Here is a 17,437-nt window from a genome sequence, read left to right as displayed (position 1 = left end):
GGTACATTTGGGGTCCATGAGCGAGCGGCTAGCGCTCTTCGTCGCGTGTGCGCCGGGCCTCGAGCCCCTGCTGCTCGATGAGATCAACGCCCTGGGGGTGGAGGAGACGGCGACGGTGCCCGGCGGTGTGCGCTGCTTTGGGACCCTCGACGACGTCTACCGCCTCAACGTCGGCTGCGGCCTGGCGCTGCGCGTGCTCGTGCGCGTGGCCGAGTTCTTCGTGCGAGACTTCCGCAAGCTCGAGCGGGTCACGGCGGCGCTCGAGTGGGAGCGCTGGCTCGACGCGGACCGGGGCGTGCGGGTGCGCTCACACAGCAAGCGCTCGCGCCTGTATCACAGCAAGGCGATCGCCGAACGGGTCGAGCGCTCGATCGCCAAGCGCACCCGCGGCGCGGTCGCGGCTCACCCCGACGTGGGCGCGCGGGGCTTTGGCGGCGGTGAGCTCGGCGAGGGCTCGCGCGAGCCGACCTTGATTCAGGTCCGGATCGTCCGCGACCGCTGCACGATCAGCCTCGACACCACGGGCACGCTGCTGCACAAGCGCGGCTGGCGAGCGCAGACCGGCAAGGCGCCGCTGCGCGAGGACCTGGCCCGGGCGCTGCTCTTGCTCGCTGGCTGGCGGCCCGGGATGGCGCTGCTCGATCCCATGGCCGGCGCCGGGACCTTGGCGATCGAGGCGGCGTCGATCGTCGCCGGGCGCCCCCCGGGGGACGCCCGCAAGTTCGCCGTCGCCGACATGCGCATGCACGATCAGGCCCGCCTGGATCAGGTCCGCGCGGCGCTGCGCGAGCAGGCGGCGGCCAAGGTCGAGGGCGTGGGCCCGGCGAGCATCGTCGGCCGTGACCGCGACGCCGGTGTGGTCGAGGCGGCCCAGGCCAACGCCGCGCGGGCGGGGGTGGGCGAGCGGGTGCGCTTCGTGCAGGCGCCGCTGGGCGACTTCGACCTCGGCGAGCTCGCGGGCGACGGCCTGGCCCTGGTCTCGAACCCACCTTGGGGCCAGCGCACCGGCGACCCCAAGCGTCTGCGCAACCTCTACGCGACCTTCGGCAAGCTCGCCCGCGAGCGCTCGGCTCGCGTCGGCCTGGTCACCGCCGACGCGAGCTTGGCCCACGCCACCGGCCTGAAGCTCGAGCGCGCGCTGCTCAGCGAGCAAGGCGGCGTGAAGGTCGGGCTGTGGGTGGGCGAGGCCGGCTGAGGCACGCAGGGCCAGCGGCGGCTGGAACTGCGCGCGCTCGCTGAGACCACGTGCGCCAGCCCTGTGAATGGCTGCGTCTACGCGCAAAGTCCGGCGCTTAGACAAAACCGAGACAATTCTCGGACAAGTTCATGACCGCTGGAGACCCGTCGAGGACGGTGTTTTTCAGGCTTTAGTGGCAGTTTGGAGGGCACATGGAACCCGCGAAGTTGGTTGAGGTTCGTTACGAAGAGCGGCCGCCCAAGACTCGGTTGATGGTCTGGGTCGAGGGCACGCCCTTCATCCTCCTGCACTTCGTGCCGCTGCTGGCCTTGCTCCCGGGCATCGAGGTGCGGCCGATCGATTGGGTGGTCTGCGCCGCGCTCTACTTCGTGCGCATGTTCGCGGTCACGGGCATCTACCACCGCTACTTCTCGCACCGCACCTACAAGACCAGCCGGGTGTTTCAGTTCCTGATGGCCGTGCTCGCCCAGACCAGCTCGCAAAAGGGCGCGCTGTGGTGGGCGGCGCACCACCGTCACCACCACAAGTACTCGGACACGCCCCAGGACGTGCACTCGCCGATCCAGCGCGGCTTTTGGTACGCCCACGTCGGGTGGATGTGGGACAACACCGACGCCACCGACTACAGCAAGATCAAGGACCTGGCGAAGTACCCCGAGCTGGTGTTCCTCAACAAGGTCTGGTGGCTGCCCCCGACGCTGCTCGGCTTCGCGGTGTGGCTGAGCTTGGGCTGGTCGGGGCTGCTGATCGGCTTTTGCCTGAGCACCGTGCTGCTGTGGCACGGGACCTTCACCATCAACTCGCTGACCCACCTGTTTGGCAAGCGCGTCTACGAGACCACCGACGAGAGCCGCAACAGCTTCTTGCTCTCGCTGGTCACCCTCGGCGAGGGCTGGCACAACAATCACCACTACTACCAGGCCTGCACCCGCCAGGGCTTTCACTGGTGGCAGCTCGACATCACCTACTACATCCTGCGTGGGCTGGCGCTGGTCGGGTTGATCTGGGACATCCGCGAGCCGCCGCGCGAGGTCGTCGAGGGGACCTGGCGCCCGAGCAAGCACCGCGACGCGGGCGCTGCCGAGGGCAGCGGCGATATCGCCAAAGCGGCTTGATATCGAGCAACGACGCCCCGAGCGGGGCACGCAGGAGGGGATCGGCCATGGGTCGGTCCCCTTTCTTCTTTTGGCCGCGGGGGCTCGGTCGAGGAGCTGGCGCGGGAGAGCGCGATGGGGGGCGACGTCGGCCCCCCCCATCGCGCTGGGCGCGAGACGCCGCGCGAGTCCGCCGCACGAGTCCGCCGCGCCGCGGGAACCTTTGTCCTGGACATGCGAATCAGACGAGCGATGGCATCCGACGACGGCCCGAGGGCGAGCGAAGCAGACGAGATTGGCTCGGAGGGCGACACGCGCCAGCGCCTGTCGACCTTCGTCGCGGCCTCCTGCTCGCTCGTGCTGGTGTTCGCCGTGGCCGGGACGCCGATCCCGCTGTTCAATGTTTATCGCGTGGACAATGGGGTGACCAACGCCGAGCTCGGCGTGGTCTCGGTCGCCTATTTCATCGCCGCGGCCGTGGCCTTGCTGGTGCTGGGCAGGCTCTCGAATCACCTCGGGCGCAAGCCGGTCGCCCTGGCCGCGCTCGCCTGCGCCGGGCTGTCTTGTGTACTGATGATCGCCATGCGCGGGCCGGGGCTGCTGCTCGTCGGGCGCCTGCTTCAGGGCCTCGGCTGCGGGCTCGCCTCTTCGGCGCTCGGGGCCTACGTCGTCGACAACGCGCCGGAGCGCCCGCGCTGGCTGCCCGCGCTCGTGACCGGGAGCTCGCCGATGGTGGGCATCGCGTTCGGGGCGATGAGCTGCGGGGCGCTCGTGGACTACGGCCCCGCGCCGCGGGTGCTGATCTACGCGCTCATGGGCGCGCTGGTGCTGACCTGCGTCGTGCTCATCGCGCGTAGCCCCGAGACCATGGCCAGGCGCCCCGGCGCGCTCGCGTCGCTGCGGCCAGCGGTGCAGTGGCCCGAGGGCTCGGGCCGGGCGTTGATCGCCGTGGGCGCGGTGTTCGTGGGCACGTGGGCGATGGGCGGCTTCTTTCAGGCCTTTGGCCCGTCGATCGTCGTCGAGCGCCTGGGCAGCGACAGCGCCCTGGTGGCCGCGGCCGTGTTCGCCTCGGTGATGGTGCTCAACCCGATCGGCGGCCCGATGCTCAGGCGCCTATCTCCGGCCTGGGCGGTGCGCGTGGGCATGACGATCTTCGTGTTCGCGCTGATCTTTGTGATCGTCTCGCTGCGCGAGGGGGCGCTCGCGCCCTTGATCGCCGCCAGCTTGTGCGTGGGCCTGGCCCAGGGGGCCTCGTCGACCGGCGGGCTGCGGGCGCTGCTGCCCACGGCGGCGCCGAGCGAGCGCGCGGGCCTGCTGGCCGCGGTCTACCTGATCGCCTACGGTGGCACGGCGATCCCCGGGCTGCTCGCGGCCCAGCTCGTCCGCACCCAGGGCTTGTTCACCATCGCGCTCGGCTACGCGTCGATCGGTATGGTCGCCACATTGGTCGCGCTGATCGCCGCGCACAACCCCGAGCGCACGATTCAGCCGCTGCAAGAAGCCAGGTGAGCGCGAGAGCTCAGGACCCACGCGCCAGGACAAAACCTAGCCATTCCTCGAATTTCTCGACCGTGTATTCTCCGCTCGCAAGTGACGCCATCGCTTTGGCGACATCACTCGCGCGGCGCAGGTATTCGTCAAAGTCCCACGAATGATCCCCATGGTAGCCGAGCATTTGAGTCGATGTACTCCGCCGCCAGGACATTCCTACCCGCGAAGAAGCTCGAGTGGTGGAGGACGTCGAGGGTCCCGATCTCGACCTCCATGAGCTCGCGCAGGCACAAACTCAGGCAGCGGGTATGGCGCGGATTGAGGCGGTCGAGCACGCCGTCGATGGCATGCGCAGGGGGTCTGGTGCCATGGGATGCCGGTCACCAAGAACACGCGATATGGCGTGAGAATACTCCGCATAGATGCTGGCGGCGACCCGAGGCCCGGAAGAGATCTCGAGCCTCGTTCTCGAGGACCATCTCGAGCCAAGGCTCGATGCTCGAGCCGCGTCACTCATGCGGGCGAGGGCCTTGTCGGCAGAAATGAAGGTCTCGCGGACGCAGTCGTGGGCGTCGTCGCGGTCACCCAGCATGGAATGAGGATGTGCTGAAGAGGGCGCAGTGGCGGCAGACAGCGAGAACGCGCATTTTTCGCAGAATATGGCGCGCTCGACGATCGGGCCTCCGTTCTCGAGGTGGGGAATTTTCCCGATCTCGCGGGGGGTTATTGGACTCTCTGCTAAGATATGTGATATCACTCACTGTCAAACATATGCTTGCCAACTACAAAATGCTCGGGCAACCTGCTCGAACAGGCCGACATGTCTCAAATTGAAATGAAGCATCCTCACGAGTGGCGGCTCATCGGTGAGGTCATGGTGACATTCACGATTGAAGGAGAGCTGTCGGATCAGCTCTATGTCGACCAGTTCCTCGGGGATCTCAAAAAGAGCCAAGCTGAGGTCATTTTTTCTCTGGCGACAGGCTCGAACTCCATAACGGCATCGCAACGAAAAGCCGCTGCCGATGTAATGAAGTCAAAGAATCTGAAGGCTATCATTCTGACCGATAGCCGCGTGACTCGTGGAGTACTGACTGCTGTCGCATGGCTGGGTGGGAATGTGGTCGGCTTTCCCTGGGATCAGATTGACAGGGCGGTCGCAGCGACAGGGGCGAGTCCGCAAGTTCAGGAGCAGATTGTTGCATATGCAAACGAGTTCAAAAACAAGTGGGTGAAAAATCAATGACTAAAATCTCGAGGTGTATAGCGAGATAGTTTAGTTTGATACAATTGGCGAGAGCCATCGAGGTTGTCAATGAGAAATTGATGAGCAGCCTCGAGGTTCCCGCTGGACCCATCGAGATCGACCGCGGATGAGTTCGAGTCGCGTATCAGAGCCTCGAGCCTCGACATCTCAGATTGAGTCCACTCAATGGCTTGGCTCTCCGAGTGACCCCGATCTCGACGAAGGCAGTCGATGAGGTTTGGCATACCCTCCTGTCGATCACGGTCGAGCGATGCAATCTCATTGATATAGACTTGCCATTCGCATGTCGCGCTGAGCGCCTCGGCGAAGCTACCCCCTTGATACTCGCTCTGTGTTAGCTTGAAGTTCGCCAGAATTTCCCACAATGTATACCATACGCGGAAGAGCGTGGTCACCGAGCGAATTTCTAGAAACTCATCGAAAGAAGGTTGCTTGGATGTTTGGACAATCTCATTTCGCCTGATGTACGTTGATAGTGCGAGTTGGCGCTCCTGGCAGTAGCGAGTCGTCGAGTGGCCAAGACCGGCAATCCTCGAAAGATGATCGGAGTAGAGCTGTTCCAGAGGAAAGTATGGACTGGAAGGTTGGGGATCCTGACCGTCGAGTATGTCTGCGATGCGCCCAAAAAACAGCATGTCATCACAGCTCTGTTCGTCGAGTTGAAGGAACCATAAGTAGAGGTCCATTGTTGCGAGTGCGAGGTGCGTACTCGAAGACTGTTTTGGTGCGTTCGTCTTGACCCAGGTGATGGCGACCTCGTGCATCGGAGCCATGGCTTCCTTCAGGCCACGGTCGTCCAGCCACTCGAAGACCAGGGACTCTGCGCGGGCGAGCGTGTCCATGGCGAAGTTCATGCCGAGAGAGGTCGAACGAACAGTTGAAGTGGGCCACGGACTGTCGCAGAGATGTTCCACTCGGGCTCGGGAGCGCCTGGCTCGAAGCCCCGAAACCGCTTCAGCAGTTCTTCGACGCCAACTCGAGCTTCGAGCCGGGCGAGTGACGCGCCAATACAGTAGTGAGGGCCGTGACCAAATGAAAGCAAGTTTCGTTGTTCTCGGGTCGGGTCGAAGTTCTCAGCATCCTCGATGTTTTCGGAGTCGCGGCCCGCGGCACCGATGAGGATGAACACCATCGAGTTGGCAGGAATTGAGACGTCACCGACGACGACATCTTGGGTCGTGAAGCGCGCGACACTGTGTACTGGCGGATCGAAGCGGAGAACTTCTTCGATGAAGCTGGGAATTTGGGCTGGGTCTTGTCGGAGGCGGCGGAGCCCCGGATGGTTGAGAAAGCAAAGCATGATGTTTGCGAGAAGGTGGCGGGTCGTCTCGAACCCCGCGGGTAGAAGTAGACTCATAAATCCAAGGACTTGACTGGCGTCGAGGTGCTCTCCGTCGATGTTGGCCTCGATGAGGAGTGAGATGATGTCCCCGCGAGGGTTTTGTCGCCGTGATTCGATGACCTCTTGAATATATTGGGTCATGTCGGCGACTGTTTGCTTGACGCTTTTTGCATAGTCTGGCGGTGGCTCAATGGGGCTGATCGATGCGATGTGGTCTGCCCAGACTCCAAAGTGTGGCGTGAGGCTGGGATCGAGGCCGAGAATCTCAGCGATGGCTTGTGCGGGGAAAGGGACGGCGAAGCTCTGGATGAAATCGACCTGGTCATGACCGACCATCGCATCGGCGGCAGCAGCTGCGAGTTGTCGTATGCGTGGCTCGAGCTGCGCGATCATGCTCGGCGTAAAGGCGCGTCCGATCAGTGTCCGGAATTTGGTGTGTTCGGGTCCATCCATCGTGAGTGGTGAGTCGGCGAGAGGGCACTCGGGACACCACTCGGGGGCGACAATGGAGCGAAATGCTGTAGATGAGAACAATTCGGGGTGGCGTAGAGCATACTGGATGTCCTGGCTACGACTGAGCACCCATGCGCCCAAAGGCTCGACTTTCTGAACCGGATGATTGCGTAGATATGAGTAAGCGGGGTAAGGGTTACGACGAACTTCAGGGTCAAAGAGATTGATTTCTTTCATTACAGATATTGTATCTCATACTGGACCAGATGGTTAGTGCGAAGTCAGATAGAGCATAGGGGAGGATGTAGGATGCGTGGTCCGGGTCACATTTCCTGCTTGTGCGACGAGTAAGGGCACTCGCAGCCAGTTTTTTCATGATGACCTTTCAGAGCACAAAGTGGGTCCTGATCATGCGCGCTTCGGACAAACTACCGATATCAGTTGTTGGGCGCCGAACCCGATTATGACTTTAGTCACGTTTTGGCGGCGACAATCATTATTTTGGAGGAGAGTGGCCACATCCCGATAGGCGTGATCGCTCGCGGGCCCGGAGAGGCCGCAGCGGTCGGTGGCGCCGCAGTGGTCGAGCGAGCGCGCGCGCCAGCGAGGAGGTTGGCGCAGCCGGTCAGGCGCGCCTCAAGCGGACCACGGGTGAGCTCGGCGGTCACCTGCTCCGGCGCGGTACACGGGATCAGACGCATGGCCGAATCGGACATCCGATTCAGTTTCGCACGGATGGGCTCATTCGCCGGCTCTCAAAAGCCACGTACCCGCGACGTGCGATGTCGAGCCGCGACGACTACGGCCTCCCGCCTGAGACCCTTCAAGTCCTCTGGCGCGCACACTAGTGTGCGCGGCAGAGGACTTGAAGGGTCCCAGGCGCCGGACCGCCGGTTGCTGACGAGGCGCGAGGAGGGAGTTTGTCGGGCACAAATGACTGACGAGCAACGAAGTCAGCGGCCGGTGCTCCAAGCCTGGGGCCCTTCAAGTCCTCTGCCGCGCACACTAGCGCGGGAGCAAGGAGAGCAGCAGCCCGACGAGGCGCGCGATCCCCTGGACGAAGGAGGCGGTGGGCGCGGGCCGTGACGAGGCGGGCAGCGCCAGGCTGCCGCGAAAGTCGTTGCTCGACTTGAGCACCACGTGCGCGCGCGAGGTCTGGGTGACCAGGCGAAGCACGTTGTTTTGGTTGTGCTGCTCGTGCATCACGTCGATGTGCGCGTGCAGCTGGGTCGCGCCCACGGGCGGCGCGGGGATCGTGAAGCTGACGTCGCTCTGGTGGCTGGCGAGGGCGACCTGAGCCTCGCCGAGGACGATCTCGTGGTCGTCGTAGCGAAGCTCGATGCCCTCGCGCAGGGCGGCGAGCACGTGGCGCTCGTAGTCCTCGACGGCCATGTCGCGGAAGGAGACGCCGGGCAGCCGCGCGCGCATGACGTGGTGCATGCCGTCGGTCGACATGTGGACGTCGAGGCGGGCGCGCTCGGGTCCCTGACTGAGCTCGAAGCTCGCGATGTTCGGGGTGTGGGCCGCGGCCGATGGGGCGAAGCCCAAGCTGGCGACGATGAGCGCGAGGGTGCTGGCAGTCCTACGCATGATCCGCGGCCTCAGTCGATGCTCAGGACCATCAGCGCGGACGCGCCCATGATGCAGGTCGGCAGGTTGGGCGCCTCTTCGTGGAGCGCGTAGTAGTGATAGATGCCCGCGGGGAACTCGGGGGTGACGCCGAACTTGCCGTTGCAGGCGTCGAGGTCCGCGGGGACCGATCCGTCCTCGAGGGGCGAGTAGATCGGGTAGCCGTCCTTGGCGAAGCCGACCAGGCCCTCGGTCTGTTGCTGGATGTCGGTGCAGCTGACCTCGGTGATGTCGAAGGCGTCGAGGACCGACTGGGAGCTCTTCGCGTTGAAGTGCCAGTGCCAGTAGCCCGCGGGGTCTCCGTGGCCGCCGCAAGGATCGAGCGAGGGGATGCTCCCGCCGCTCGAGCCCGGGATCGGCGGGCCGTCGACCACGGAGGGCGGGTGGCCGGTGAGGGGCATGCCGTCGAAGAGCGAGACGCCGTAGAGCTCGACGATCTCGATCTCGTTGGGGGTGTCGAGGAGCACGGGCTCGACCGGGATCAGGAAGGTCAAGGTCAGGTCCTGGGTCGCCATGTTCAGGCAAGACGCGACCCCGCCCCCGCCGTTGACGGTGACGTTGCCCTCGTCGTCGACGATGTCGTAGCCGTCGGCCTCCATCGCGTTCCACAGCGTGTCCTTGAGCACCTGGAAGCCGGGGTTGGTCGGCCCGTCGTAGATGCCGACGCCGCCGATGTCGTCGATGGTCGGCGGACAAAAGGGGCCGGAGGAGCCCTGGTAGTTGGAGAACGAGAGCTGGTAGCACTGGGTGGTCGAGCCGTCGTCGAGCTGACAGTCGACGGTGGTCGGGTCGACCGTGAACAGGCCCTGGTCGAAGAGCTCGGGGAGCGCGGGGTTGTCGTCCGAGCCGGTGGTCTCGGTCCCGGCCTCCGAGCCGGTGGTCTCGGTCCCGGCCTCCGAGTCGGTGTCTGCGTCGGTCTCGGCGTCCGAGCCAGCGTCGGAGTCGGTCTCGGCGGTGGAGTCGGTCTCGGCCTCCGCGTCGTCCGTGCAGGCGCTGGGCAAGAGGAGGAGCGACGAGACGAGGGGAAGGGTGAGGTGGCGTGCGAGCATCGGCGGGCCTGTTCGCGCGATGATTTTGCAAGTTGCGGACCATCGACCTCCGGCCTGTTGAGGGGCTGCTGGGAGCCCGTCAGCAGGCGAGATCTGCAGAAGACGCATGCCTCATTCGCAGGTCGTGCGGTTCGAGCACGGGTGGACGCGGTCGAGCAGGGCCTCGGTCGCCCGCCACAAGGCGGCGCCGTGCTCGGGCTCGCGGGCCCGGGGATCGGGCTGCTTGCGGGCCCACTGGTGCAGGTAGATGCCGGTCTCACCCTCGAGCTCGGGGGCGAGGGCCAGGTAGAGCACGGGCTGGGCGGCTTTTTCGGGCGGCTGAAAGAAGAGCCGGAAGATCAGGCCGAGCAGGGGCTTGGACCAGCGCGGGGCCGCGCGGGCGAGCTTGGAGTCGACGGCCCCGGGGCACAGCGCGTGCACGGCCACGCCCTCGCCTTCGAGGCGGCGCGAGAGCTCCATGGCGTAGGTGAGCAGGGCGAGCTTGTAGCTGGCGTAGCGCGCGATGACCTCGCCCACGCCAAAGGGGGTGTGGGCGCCGAGCTGGTCGAGGTCCACGGCCGCGGCGCCGCGGTGGGCCTCGGAGGCCACGATGATCACCCGGGGCGCTCGCTCGCCCAGGGGGCCGAGCAGTCCGCGGCGGCGCAGGGCGTCGATGAGCACGACCTTGGCGAGGTAGTTGACCACGAACATGTGCTCGAGGCCGAGGGAGGTCTGACGATCGCCGAGGGGGACGGAGCCCGCGTTGCAGACGACCAGGTTCAGGTGGGCGCCCGTGGCCGCGAGGCGCTCGGCGAGGGCGTCGGCCAGGGCCTCGATGCGGTCGAGCTCGGCGAGGTCGACGGGGAGCATGTCGACGCGATCGCAGCCCGCGGCGGCGCGCAGCTGGCTGGTGACCTCGGGGGTGGCCGTTCGCGCGGCGCCGTAGACCTGCGCGCCGCGACGGGCGAGGCCCGCGGTGATCGCCGCGCCCAGCCCCGAGCTCGCGCCGGTGACCAGGGCGACGCCGCCGTCGAGGCGCGCGTGCTCGTCGAGGGAGCCGGGCGCGGGGCCTCGACCCAGGCCGCCGCGGATGCCCGCCCAGGTGGCGCCCAGGATGTTGTCGATACCAGCCGAGTCGGACACGCGAAGAGTGTACGCGCTCGCGCGACGAGGACTCTCTCGCGTGCGCGCAGCGTATCGCCCCCGAGGGCTCAGTCGTGGGCCAGGGCGCGCAGCAGGGGTCCGAGGTCGGCGTGGACGCGAACGCCGATCACCGCCGCGCTCGCGTCCACCCCCGGGAGCGTGAAGGTCCGATCCTTGGACGGGTCCGCCCGCCACAGGGCGTAGTCTTCGCCGGTCCCGGTCAGGGCGCTGCGGCCGTCGCTGGCGATCCAGCGCTCGGCCGTGTCCGCGAACTCGGGGAGCTGGGGGAGCGCCCCTGGCTCGCCGCAGGGGTCGTTGAGCGAGGGGCAGGTGCTCGCGCTCAGCGGTCGGCTGGCGACCCAGCGCACGCCGCCGCCGTGGCGGAGGTTGTCGCGGACCTGCCACAGCGCGCCGCGGCGCAAGACCAGGACCTCGGCCTCGGCCTTGGCCGTGGCGCAGCGCTGGCAGCCGGGGTCGGCGTCGGGATCGCGGCCGCGGCCGCGGCTTTGACCACGCGGGAGCTCGTCGGGGCTCGAGGTGCAGGGCAGGGCCTCGGTGTCCACGGGCCAGGGCGGCGGATGGGCGGCAGGGGAGAGCGCCTCGGTGCAGCCGAGCGCGCTCATGTCTGCGAGCGAGGGCGTGGACGGGGCGTCGATCAGCGCCGTGACCGTGGAGGTCGCGTCGTAGATGCTCCGCGCCCCCTCGCAGGCGCCGTTCCAGTCCCAGCCGAGGCTGTAGAGCACGCCGCCGACGATGGCGACGCGGGCACGCGTGGACGAGGGGGCGCAGGGGGCCGCGCTCGCCGGGTCCTTTGTCGGTGGGGCCGTGGCGTCGCGCTCGGCCTGGCCGTGGTCGTGGCCGTGGACTTGGCTCTGTTCCCCGTCCCTGTCCCCGTCATCGTCGTCTTTGTCCTCGAGCACGCAGCGGCAGCGCTCGGCCGCGAGCGGCTCGCCCGAGGCCGCGAAGTCCTGGCGCTGGAGCGCGCTGTCGAGGCAGGCGCCGGGCTGGTCCTGGTCCTGGTCCTGGTCGCAGCGCGGGAGCGAGAGGGTGTCGACGGGATCCCAGCGGCGCAAGATCGGGGGCTGCTGGCGATCGTCTTGGATCCACAGCCCCGGCGCCGAGAGAGGCCAGCCGACGCCAGGGTCGAGGGGGACGACCACGGTCTGCGTGGCCGTATAGAGCACGAAGCCCGGACGCGGCGGCTCGGCCGTGTTCGGGGTCGTCGCGCCGGCCCCCGCCGCGCCGCTCCCCGACAGAGCCTCGCCCGCAGCTGGCGTGGGGCCGGGGGCCCGCGCGGGGGACTTGGTCTGCTCGTGGCAGGCCGAGAGCGCGAGGCAGAGCAAACCCAGTCGGGCGAGTCGGAGGCGCACGGCTCATGATGCCCTCCCGGCGGCGCGCGGGCGAGTCACCCGTGGCACGCGAATTGACGGCGCGCGCCCGGGGGCGCGACCATGGCGAGGGATGGATCATCGAGAACCACGCCTGGGTCGCGTCGTCTTGTCACCCGCGGCGCCCGTGGTCGCGGGCAGCGTGGGCGAGTGGCGCTTGACCTACACCGTGGGCAGCTACGGCATCGACGAGGGCGGGACGATCAAGGTCGCCCGGCGCTTTGCGAGCGACTGGGGGCGGCCGCAATTCGAGGACCCCCGGGCCCTGGGCTACACCACGGTCACGACCACCGGCGCGGCCAAGCTGCGCCCGCGCTACGACCCCAAGGCCCACGTGCGCCCGTGGATGAAGTGCGTGGTCATCGACGTCTACGACGGCTGCCTCGCACCTGGTGACGAGGTCGTGATCACCTTTGGGGATCGCCGCGCCGGCTCGCCGGGGATCCAGGCCCAGTCCTTCATCGAGTCGGCCCACGAGATCCGCGTGCTCGTCGACCCGACCAACGCCTGCCTGGTCGAGCGCCTGCCCTCCTCGCCGGTGGTCCCCGTGATCTCGGGCGAGCCCGAGGCGCTGGTCGTGCTCGTGCCCACGCAGGTGGCCGTCGGCGAGGCCGCGGAGATCTTCGTGAAGGGCGAGGACCGCTGGGGCAACCCCACGCCGCCGCCCGAGGGTGTGGCGCTGTGTTGGCGGGGGGAGGGGCAGGGGGAGGGCCAGCAGGCCCAGGCAGAGATCGAGGGCGAGGTGACCCCCGGGGCGCGCCGGCCCGAGCAGCGCACCAGCTTGCGTCCGTCGACGGCTGGGAGCGGCCGGGTGATCGCCAGCTGGGGCGGGCGCGAGTACGCCAGCAACCCGATCACCACCCACGCCCAGCCCCCCGCCCTGGGCAAGTACTGGGCCGAGCTCCACGCCCAGTCCGACGCCACCGTGGGCACGGGCAGCGAGCGCGAGTACTTCGAGTTCGGTCGCGACTGGGCCCGGGTCGACGTGATGTCGCACCAGGGCAACGACTTTCAGATGGACGAGGGCGACTGGGCCCGGCTCGAGGGCTGCGTCCACGCGTTCCACCGAGACGGAGACTTCGTGGTCTTCCCGGGCTACGAGTGGTCGGCGAACACGGCGGCCGGGGGCGACCGCAACGTGATCTACCGCGAGGAGGGCCGGCCGATCATGCGCTCGAGCCACTGGCAGATCGACACCCCCGAGGACGCGCGCAGCCCCGCGCACCCGGCCAGCGATCTCTTCGCCAAGCTGCGCGAGCACGTCGGCGTGGGCGAGGTCCTGGTCATGGCCCACTGCGGGGGGCGCTACGCCGACATCCGCCGCTACTTCGACGAGGCGCTCGGGCCCCTGGTCGAGGTCGCCTCGTGCTGGGGGATATTCGAGTGGCTGCTGTGGGACGCCTTCGAGATGGGCTACCGCGTGGGCGTGGTCTGCAACAGCGACGGCCACAAGGGCCGACCGGGGGCCGAGGGTCCCGGGGCCGGACAGTTCGGGATCTTTGGCGGGCTGACCTGCGTGCTCGCCGAGTCGCTGACCCGCGCGGCCGTATTCGAGGCGCTCTTGCAGCGGCGCTGCTACGGGACCACCGGGCCGCGCATGGACCTCGACTTCGAGGTCGGCGGCGAGATCATGGGCGGCGCGCTGCGGGTCGCCCCCGGGCCGCTGCGCGTGCGCGCGTCGGTCCGCGGCGAGGCGGCGATCGAGGCGCTCGAGCTCTACCGCGGGCGCGAGCGGGTCTTCGTCGCCCGCCCGCCCGGCTTCGAGGCGGCGCTCGCCGACTCCAGGCGTCTGCGCCTGCGCTGGGGCGGCGCGCGGATCCGCGGGCGCGGGCGCCGGGCGGTCTGGGACGGGCGCGTGGAGGTCGAGGGCGCGCGCATCGAGGCCGTCGAGACCTTCGCCTTCGACTCGCCCCTCGACGGCGTGCTCGCGCGCTCGGACACCCACGTCGAGCTGCGCTCGCGGACCACCGGGGACCTCGACGGTATCGACCTGTGGCTCGACCAGGCGCGCGCGGGCAAGCTGCGCTTCTCCACCGAGCTCGGTGAGCTCGAGGTCGACCTCGCCGAGCTCGGCGCGGACGGCCACCAGGTCGACTTCGGCGGCCTCGACCTCCACGCCCGGGTCGAGCGCATGCCCGAGCGCCTCGTCGACACCCAGCTGAGCCTGGACCACAGCCTCGAGCTCGAGGCCGGCGCGCGCGCGCCGATCTTCGTCAAGGTGTTGCAAGCAGACGGTCACCTGGCCTGGGCGAGCCCCGTGTATGTCGACGTCGAAGGCTGAGCGAGGGCGCCTGCGCAAGCGCGCGAGCCTGGTCGCGGGCCCGGTGCTCGCCGCCGCCATGGGTCTGTTGGCCCACGCCGCCGGGCTTTCGTCGCCGGCGTGCTGGACCGCGGCGATCACCAGCCTGTGCGCGACCTGGTGGATCTTCGAGCCGATCCCCCTGGCCGCGACCGCGCTGATCCCCTTCGCGCTCTTCCCCATGGTCGGCGTCCTCGATCACCGCGCCGTCGCCCGGGCCTACGGCCACCACCTGGTCTTGCTGATGCTCGCCGGGTCCATGGTCTCCAACGCCATGGAGCGCAGCGGCGCCCACCGGCGCGTGGCCCTGGCCATGGTTCGCGCCGTGGGCGGCCAGGGCGGGCGGCGGCTGGTGCTCGGCTTCTTGCTGGCCGCGGCCACGCTGAGCATGTGGATGTCGAACACCGCGACCACGGTGATGCTGCTGCCGGTGGTGCTCGCGGTCATCGACGCCGCCGAGGACGAGGCCCTGACCTTGCCCCTGCTCCTCGCCGTCCCCTATGGCTCGTCGATCGGCGGCTGCGGCACGCCGATCGGCACGCCGCCCAACCTCATCGCCCTCGAGCAGCTGCGCGAGCGCGGCGGGGTCGAGCTCGACTTCACCAGCTGGATGAGCCTCGCGCTCCCGGTCGTCGTGCTGATGCTCCCGCTGACCTGGCTGTGGCTGTCTCGGCGGGTGCGCTCGGGCAGCCGCTTGAACCTGCCCACGCTCGGCGCGTGGCGAGCGAGCGAGCGCCGGGTGCTGATCGTGTTCTCGATCATGGCGCTGGCGTGGATGACCCGGACCGGGCCGCTGGGCGGATGGAGCGGGCTGCTCGGGGTCGAGAACAGCGCCGGCGACAGCACCGTGGCCCTGCTCGCCGTGGTCGCGCTCTTCTTGATCCCCAGCGGCGACGCAGATGGCACTCGGCTCCTCGATCGCCGGCTGTTCTCGACCGCCGGGGGCCAAAGCGGCGCCCCCGGCGAGCCCACGCCCCTGCCTTGGGGGGTGTTCGTGCTGATCGGCGGGGGCATGGCCATCGGCCAGGCGTTCACGGCCTCGGAGCTCGGCGCCGATCTCGGCGAGGCCCTGGGCTTCCTCGGGCGCTGGCCGAGCTGGGTCGTGGTCCCGCTGCTGTGTCTGGTCGCGACCTTCGCCACGGAGGTGACCAGTAACACCGCGGTGGCCAACATCCTCATGCCGATCCTCGCCGCGGCCAGCGTGGGCGCGGGCGGAGATCCCCTGGTCTTGCTGCTGCCCGCGGCGCTCGCGGTCAACCACGCCTTCATGCTCCCGGTGGCCACCGCCCCCAACGCGATCATGTATGGGAGCGGGCGCGTGAGCACCGGGCAGATGGCCCGCGAGGGGGTGGCGCTCAACCTGATCGGCGTCGCCGTGATCAGCGTGGTCACGCTGGCGCTGGTTCGCTGACCCTGGTCTTGTGATCAGCCTCGGCGCGGGCTTTCGCCGAGTTTTTGCGTCTCGACCGTGGCCTGTGCAGGGTGGGAGCATGTCCGCCAATCGCCGCCGCCACCGGGTCTTTTTCACGCGTCACTCCGAGTATCACCTGCGCAACGACGAGTGCGTGGGCGTCCGGGATCGCAGCACCGGGATGTGGATGGTGGATCACGCGGCGCTGCGTCTGCACGCGCTGCAATTGCCCGAGGTGCCCGATAGCGAAGCTTGGCTCGGGCGACGGATTCAATTTTGGGGCCGCGCCTCCGATGTGGTGACCTCGCCGGTGGTCGCCGTCGGTCGCCCCGAGATCGACGAGGTCGGCGCGTATGTCAGCCAGGCGCGGGCGGGTGTGATCGCGGAGCAGCCGTGCCCGCGGCTTCAGACCTGCCTGCCGGCCTGATCCGGCGTCTGGCTCGCGCCTGGCTCGAGCTGGCGGGGTGGGGATCGTGCCCTTTGCCGAGCAGGGGGATCGCGTCGGCGGCCGCGATCCGAACTTCACGGTGAACCCGCGATAGGCGCGTGCCTCGCCCGGCATTAGCGCGCTCGCGCTGGTTGCGGATTGCCCCGATCTCGAGTCGGGTCGATCATTGTTCTTTCGATCAATTATGCCGACATTCGCCTTTTGGGGCCTCGCCTGGTCGAGGGCTTCAAAGCGCGACAACGACCTGCGACGGCGCTGACACGTCTTGGGTCGAGGCGGTGAGTGAGCGCTTTCGCGACGCGAGGCGTGGTCCTAAACTCTGCGTGGGTGAGGATCTGAGCACGTGGCGGGGAGCAGCTCGAGAGCGACGGGAAAACGCGCCTCGGTGCGCGACGAGCTCGTTCGTGTGCTGGAAGCCACGGGCAGCGTCGACGCGTTCTTGCACGAGCTCATGGGCTTCCTCGTCGACCTCTCGAAAGAGCAGCCGAATCATCCGCTGCTCGGTGCCCTCGGCGAGCAGCTCTCGCGAGCCTCGAGCGCGCCCTTCGTGGCCGCGGCGATGCACGACCTGCGCTCCTTGTTGCAAGGGGTGACGAGCAGCCTCGAGTATGCGCCCAAGCTGATCGAGCGAGCCGGGCTGCTCGACCCGGACCGGCCCGAGGAATTTGCCCGATTGGCCATGTTGATCGAGGCCGTCGAAGACGGCAGCGCGGGAGCGCGCATGGCCGCAGACCTCGCCGGCGAGGCCTTCGAGATCTACCGCGACGTGCTCGTGCCCAGGCGCGACCTCGAGGAGATCAGCGAGCTCAACGAGGCCATCGACCTCGCGGTTCGCCTGGTCCAGCGCCACGCGCCCGTGGTCTTGGCCCTGGAGACCGAGGACGACTTCGAAGTCGGCGTGGGCCGCAGCCGCTTGCTGCGCGTGCTGATCAACCTGCTCAACAACGCCTCGCACGCCCTCGATGAGCTCGAAAATCCCGAGGGGGCGTCGATCACCTTGTCGAGCTGGGCCTCGGAGGACTTCGCCTTCGTGCAGGTCGCCGACGACGGGCCGGGGATCCCGGCGGCGGTCCGCGCGGAGATCTTCGAGCTTTTCTTCACCACGCACGGTGAAGGCTCTGGTATTGGACTTTATGTATGTAAGACCCTGGTCGACGAATGGGGCGGGATGATTCACGTCGAATCCCGCGAAGGTGAAGGGGCGCGCTTCACCTTCAGCATCCCACGCGCCCGCAGGCCAGGCTGA

Annotated in this window: 15 protein-coding genes; 8 read left to right on the top strand and 7 right to left on the bottom strand. The window is 68.0% G+C overall.

Features of this window, described 5'->3' with window-relative positions; all coding sequences use genetic code 11:
- Positions 1–16: 16 nt before the first annotated feature.
- The 3 genes from G6O69_RS07420 (at position 17) to G6O69_RS07410 (ending at position 3,801) form a co-directional block, all read left to right on the top strand.
- A complete protein-coding gene (locus G6O69_RS07420; protein ID WP_172302824.1) occupies positions 17–1,195 on the top strand; it encodes a class I SAM-dependent RNA methyltransferase in 1,179 nt (392 codons plus the stop codon).
- A 209-nt stretch (positions 1,196–1,404) separates the two neighbouring features.
- On the top strand, positions 1,405–2,313 hold the full coding sequence (locus G6O69_RS07415) for an acyl-CoA desaturase (protein WP_255215726.1): 909 nt from the start codon (positions 1,405–1,407) through the stop codon (positions 2,311–2,313).
- Positions 2,314–2,544: 231 nt separating this feature from the next.
- On the top strand, positions 2,545–3,801 hold the full coding sequence (locus G6O69_RS07410; protein ID WP_172302823.1) for an MFS transporter: 1,257 nt from the start codon (positions 2,545–2,547) through the stop codon (positions 3,799–3,801).
- 128 nt (positions 3,802–3,929) lie between these two features.
- On the opposite strand, the gene G6O69_RS07405 is transcribed toward G6O69_RS07410, so the two are convergent.
- Positions 3,930–4,118, bottom strand: a complete 189-nt coding sequence (locus tag G6O69_RS07405) for a hypothetical protein (RefSeq protein ID WP_176396696.1) — start codon at positions 4,116–4,118, stop codon at positions 3,930–3,932.
- A 485-nt stretch (positions 4,119–4,603) separates the two neighbouring features.
- On the opposite strand from G6O69_RS07405, the gene G6O69_RS07400 reads away from it, so the two are divergent.
- Complete coding sequence (locus tag G6O69_RS07400; RefSeq protein WP_172302821.1) at positions 4,604–5,029, top strand: hypothetical protein; 426 nt, start codon at positions 4,604–4,606, stop codon at positions 5,027–5,029.
- Here G6O69_RS07400 and G6O69_RS07395 read toward each other — a convergent pair.
- The 6 genes from G6O69_RS07395 to G6O69_RS07370 form a co-directional block, all read right to left on the bottom strand.
- A complete protein-coding gene (locus G6O69_RS07395) occupies positions 5,023–5,904 on the bottom strand; it encodes a terpene synthase family protein (RefSeq protein WP_176396695.1) in 882 nt (293 codons plus the stop codon). The two genes, G6O69_RS07400 and G6O69_RS07395, sit on opposite strands and share 7 nt — an antisense overlap.
- The gene (locus G6O69_RS07390) at positions 5,901–7,082 is read right to left on the bottom strand and encodes a cytochrome P450 (RefSeq protein ID WP_172302819.1); all 1,182 of its coding nucleotides are present in this window, start codon (positions 7,080–7,082) and stop codon (positions 5,901–5,903) included. The genes G6O69_RS07395 and G6O69_RS07390 overlap by 4 nt, the downstream gene beginning before the upstream one ends.
- 768 nt (positions 7,083–7,850) lie before the next feature.
- Entirely contained in the window at positions 7,851–8,435 is a 585-nt protein-coding gene (locus G6O69_RS07385; RefSeq protein WP_172302818.1) for a hypothetical protein, read from the bottom strand.
- An 11-nt stretch (positions 8,436–8,446) separates the two neighbouring features.
- Positions 8,447–9,523, bottom strand: a complete 1,077-nt coding sequence (locus G6O69_RS07380) for a YHYH protein (protein ID WP_172302817.1) — start codon at positions 9,521–9,523, stop codon at positions 8,447–8,449.
- Between the two features lie 111 nt (positions 9,524–9,634).
- The gene (locus G6O69_RS07375) at positions 9,635–10,645 is read right to left on the bottom strand and encodes an SDR family NAD(P)-dependent oxidoreductase (RefSeq protein ID WP_172302816.1); all 1,011 of its coding nucleotides are present in this window, start codon (positions 10,643–10,645) and stop codon (positions 9,635–9,637) included.
- 68 nt (positions 10,646–10,713) lie between these two features.
- Positions 10,714–12,015, bottom strand: a complete 1,302-nt coding sequence (locus G6O69_RS07370) for a hypothetical protein (protein WP_172302815.1) — start codon at positions 12,013–12,015, stop codon at positions 10,714–10,716.
- Positions 12,016–12,106: 91 nt separating this feature from the next.
- Here G6O69_RS07370 and G6O69_RS07365 point away from each other — a divergent pair, with 91 nt between their 5' ends.
- From G6O69_RS07365 to G6O69_RS41975, 4 genes are all read left to right on the top strand, one after another.
- Positions 12,107–14,314, top strand: a complete 2,208-nt coding sequence (locus G6O69_RS07365) for a DUF3604 domain-containing protein (protein WP_172302814.1) — start codon at positions 12,107–12,109, stop codon at positions 14,312–14,314.
- Entirely contained in the window at positions 14,295–15,743 is a 1,449-nt protein-coding gene (locus G6O69_RS07360; protein ID WP_172302813.1) for an SLC13 family permease, read from the top strand. The genes G6O69_RS07365 and G6O69_RS07360 overlap by 20 nt, the downstream gene beginning before the upstream one ends.
- 79 nt (positions 15,744–15,822) lie before the next feature.
- Positions 15,823–16,170 (top strand): hypothetical protein, encoded by a 348-nt coding sequence (locus G6O69_RS07355; protein WP_172302812.1) that lies wholly within the window; start codon positions 15,823–15,825, stop codon positions 16,168–16,170.
- A 406-nt stretch (positions 16,171–16,576) separates the two neighbouring features.
- Entirely contained in the window at positions 16,577–17,437 is an 861-nt protein-coding gene (locus G6O69_RS41975; protein ID WP_172302811.1) for a sensor histidine kinase, read from the top strand.

The sequence above is a fragment of the Pseudenhygromyxa sp. WMMC2535 genome, assembly GCF_011083025.2.
Note: the sequence above shows the minus strand (reverse complement) of the source record. Positions and strands in the feature narration are given on the sequence as shown.

Bases quoted from the DNA above. Each gene is read 5' to 3' on its own strand.
- G6O69_RS07420 (WP_172302824.1), top strand. From the start codon at position 17: ATGAGCGAGCGGCTAGCGCTCTTCGTCGCGTGTGCGCCGGGCCTCGAG.
- G6O69_RS07410 (WP_172302823.1), top strand. From the start codon at position 2,545: ATGGCATCCGACGACGGCCCGAGGGCGAGCGAAGCAGACGAGATTGGC.
- G6O69_RS07400 (WP_172302821.1), top strand. From the start codon at position 4,604: ATGTCTCAAATTGAAATGAAGCATCCTCACGAGTGGCGGCTCATCGGT.
- G6O69_RS07395 (WP_176396695.1), bottom strand. From the start codon at position 5,904: ATGAACTTCGCCATGGACACGCTCGCCCGCGCAGAGTCCCTGGTCTTC.
- G6O69_RS07390 (WP_172302819.1), bottom strand. From the start codon at position 7,082: ATGAAAGAAATCAATCTCTTTGACCCTGAAGTTCGTCGTAACCCTTAC.
- G6O69_RS07385 (WP_172302818.1), bottom strand. From the start codon at position 8,435: ATGCGTAGGACTGCCAGCACCCTCGCGCTCATCGTCGCCAGCTTGGGC.
- G6O69_RS07380 (WP_172302817.1), bottom strand. From the start codon at position 9,523: ATGCTCGCACGCCACCTCACCCTTCCCCTCGTCTCGTCGCTCCTCCTC.
- G6O69_RS07365 (WP_172302814.1), top strand. From the start codon at position 12,107: ATGGATCATCGAGAACCACGCCTGGGTCGCGTCGTCTTGTCACCCGCG.
- G6O69_RS07360 (WP_172302813.1), top strand. From the start codon at position 14,295: ATGTCGACGTCGAAGGCTGAGCGAGGGCGCCTGCGCAAGCGCGCGAGC.
- G6O69_RS07355 (WP_172302812.1), top strand. From the start codon at position 15,823: ATGTCCGCCAATCGCCGCCGCCACCGGGTCTTTTTCACGCGTCACTCC.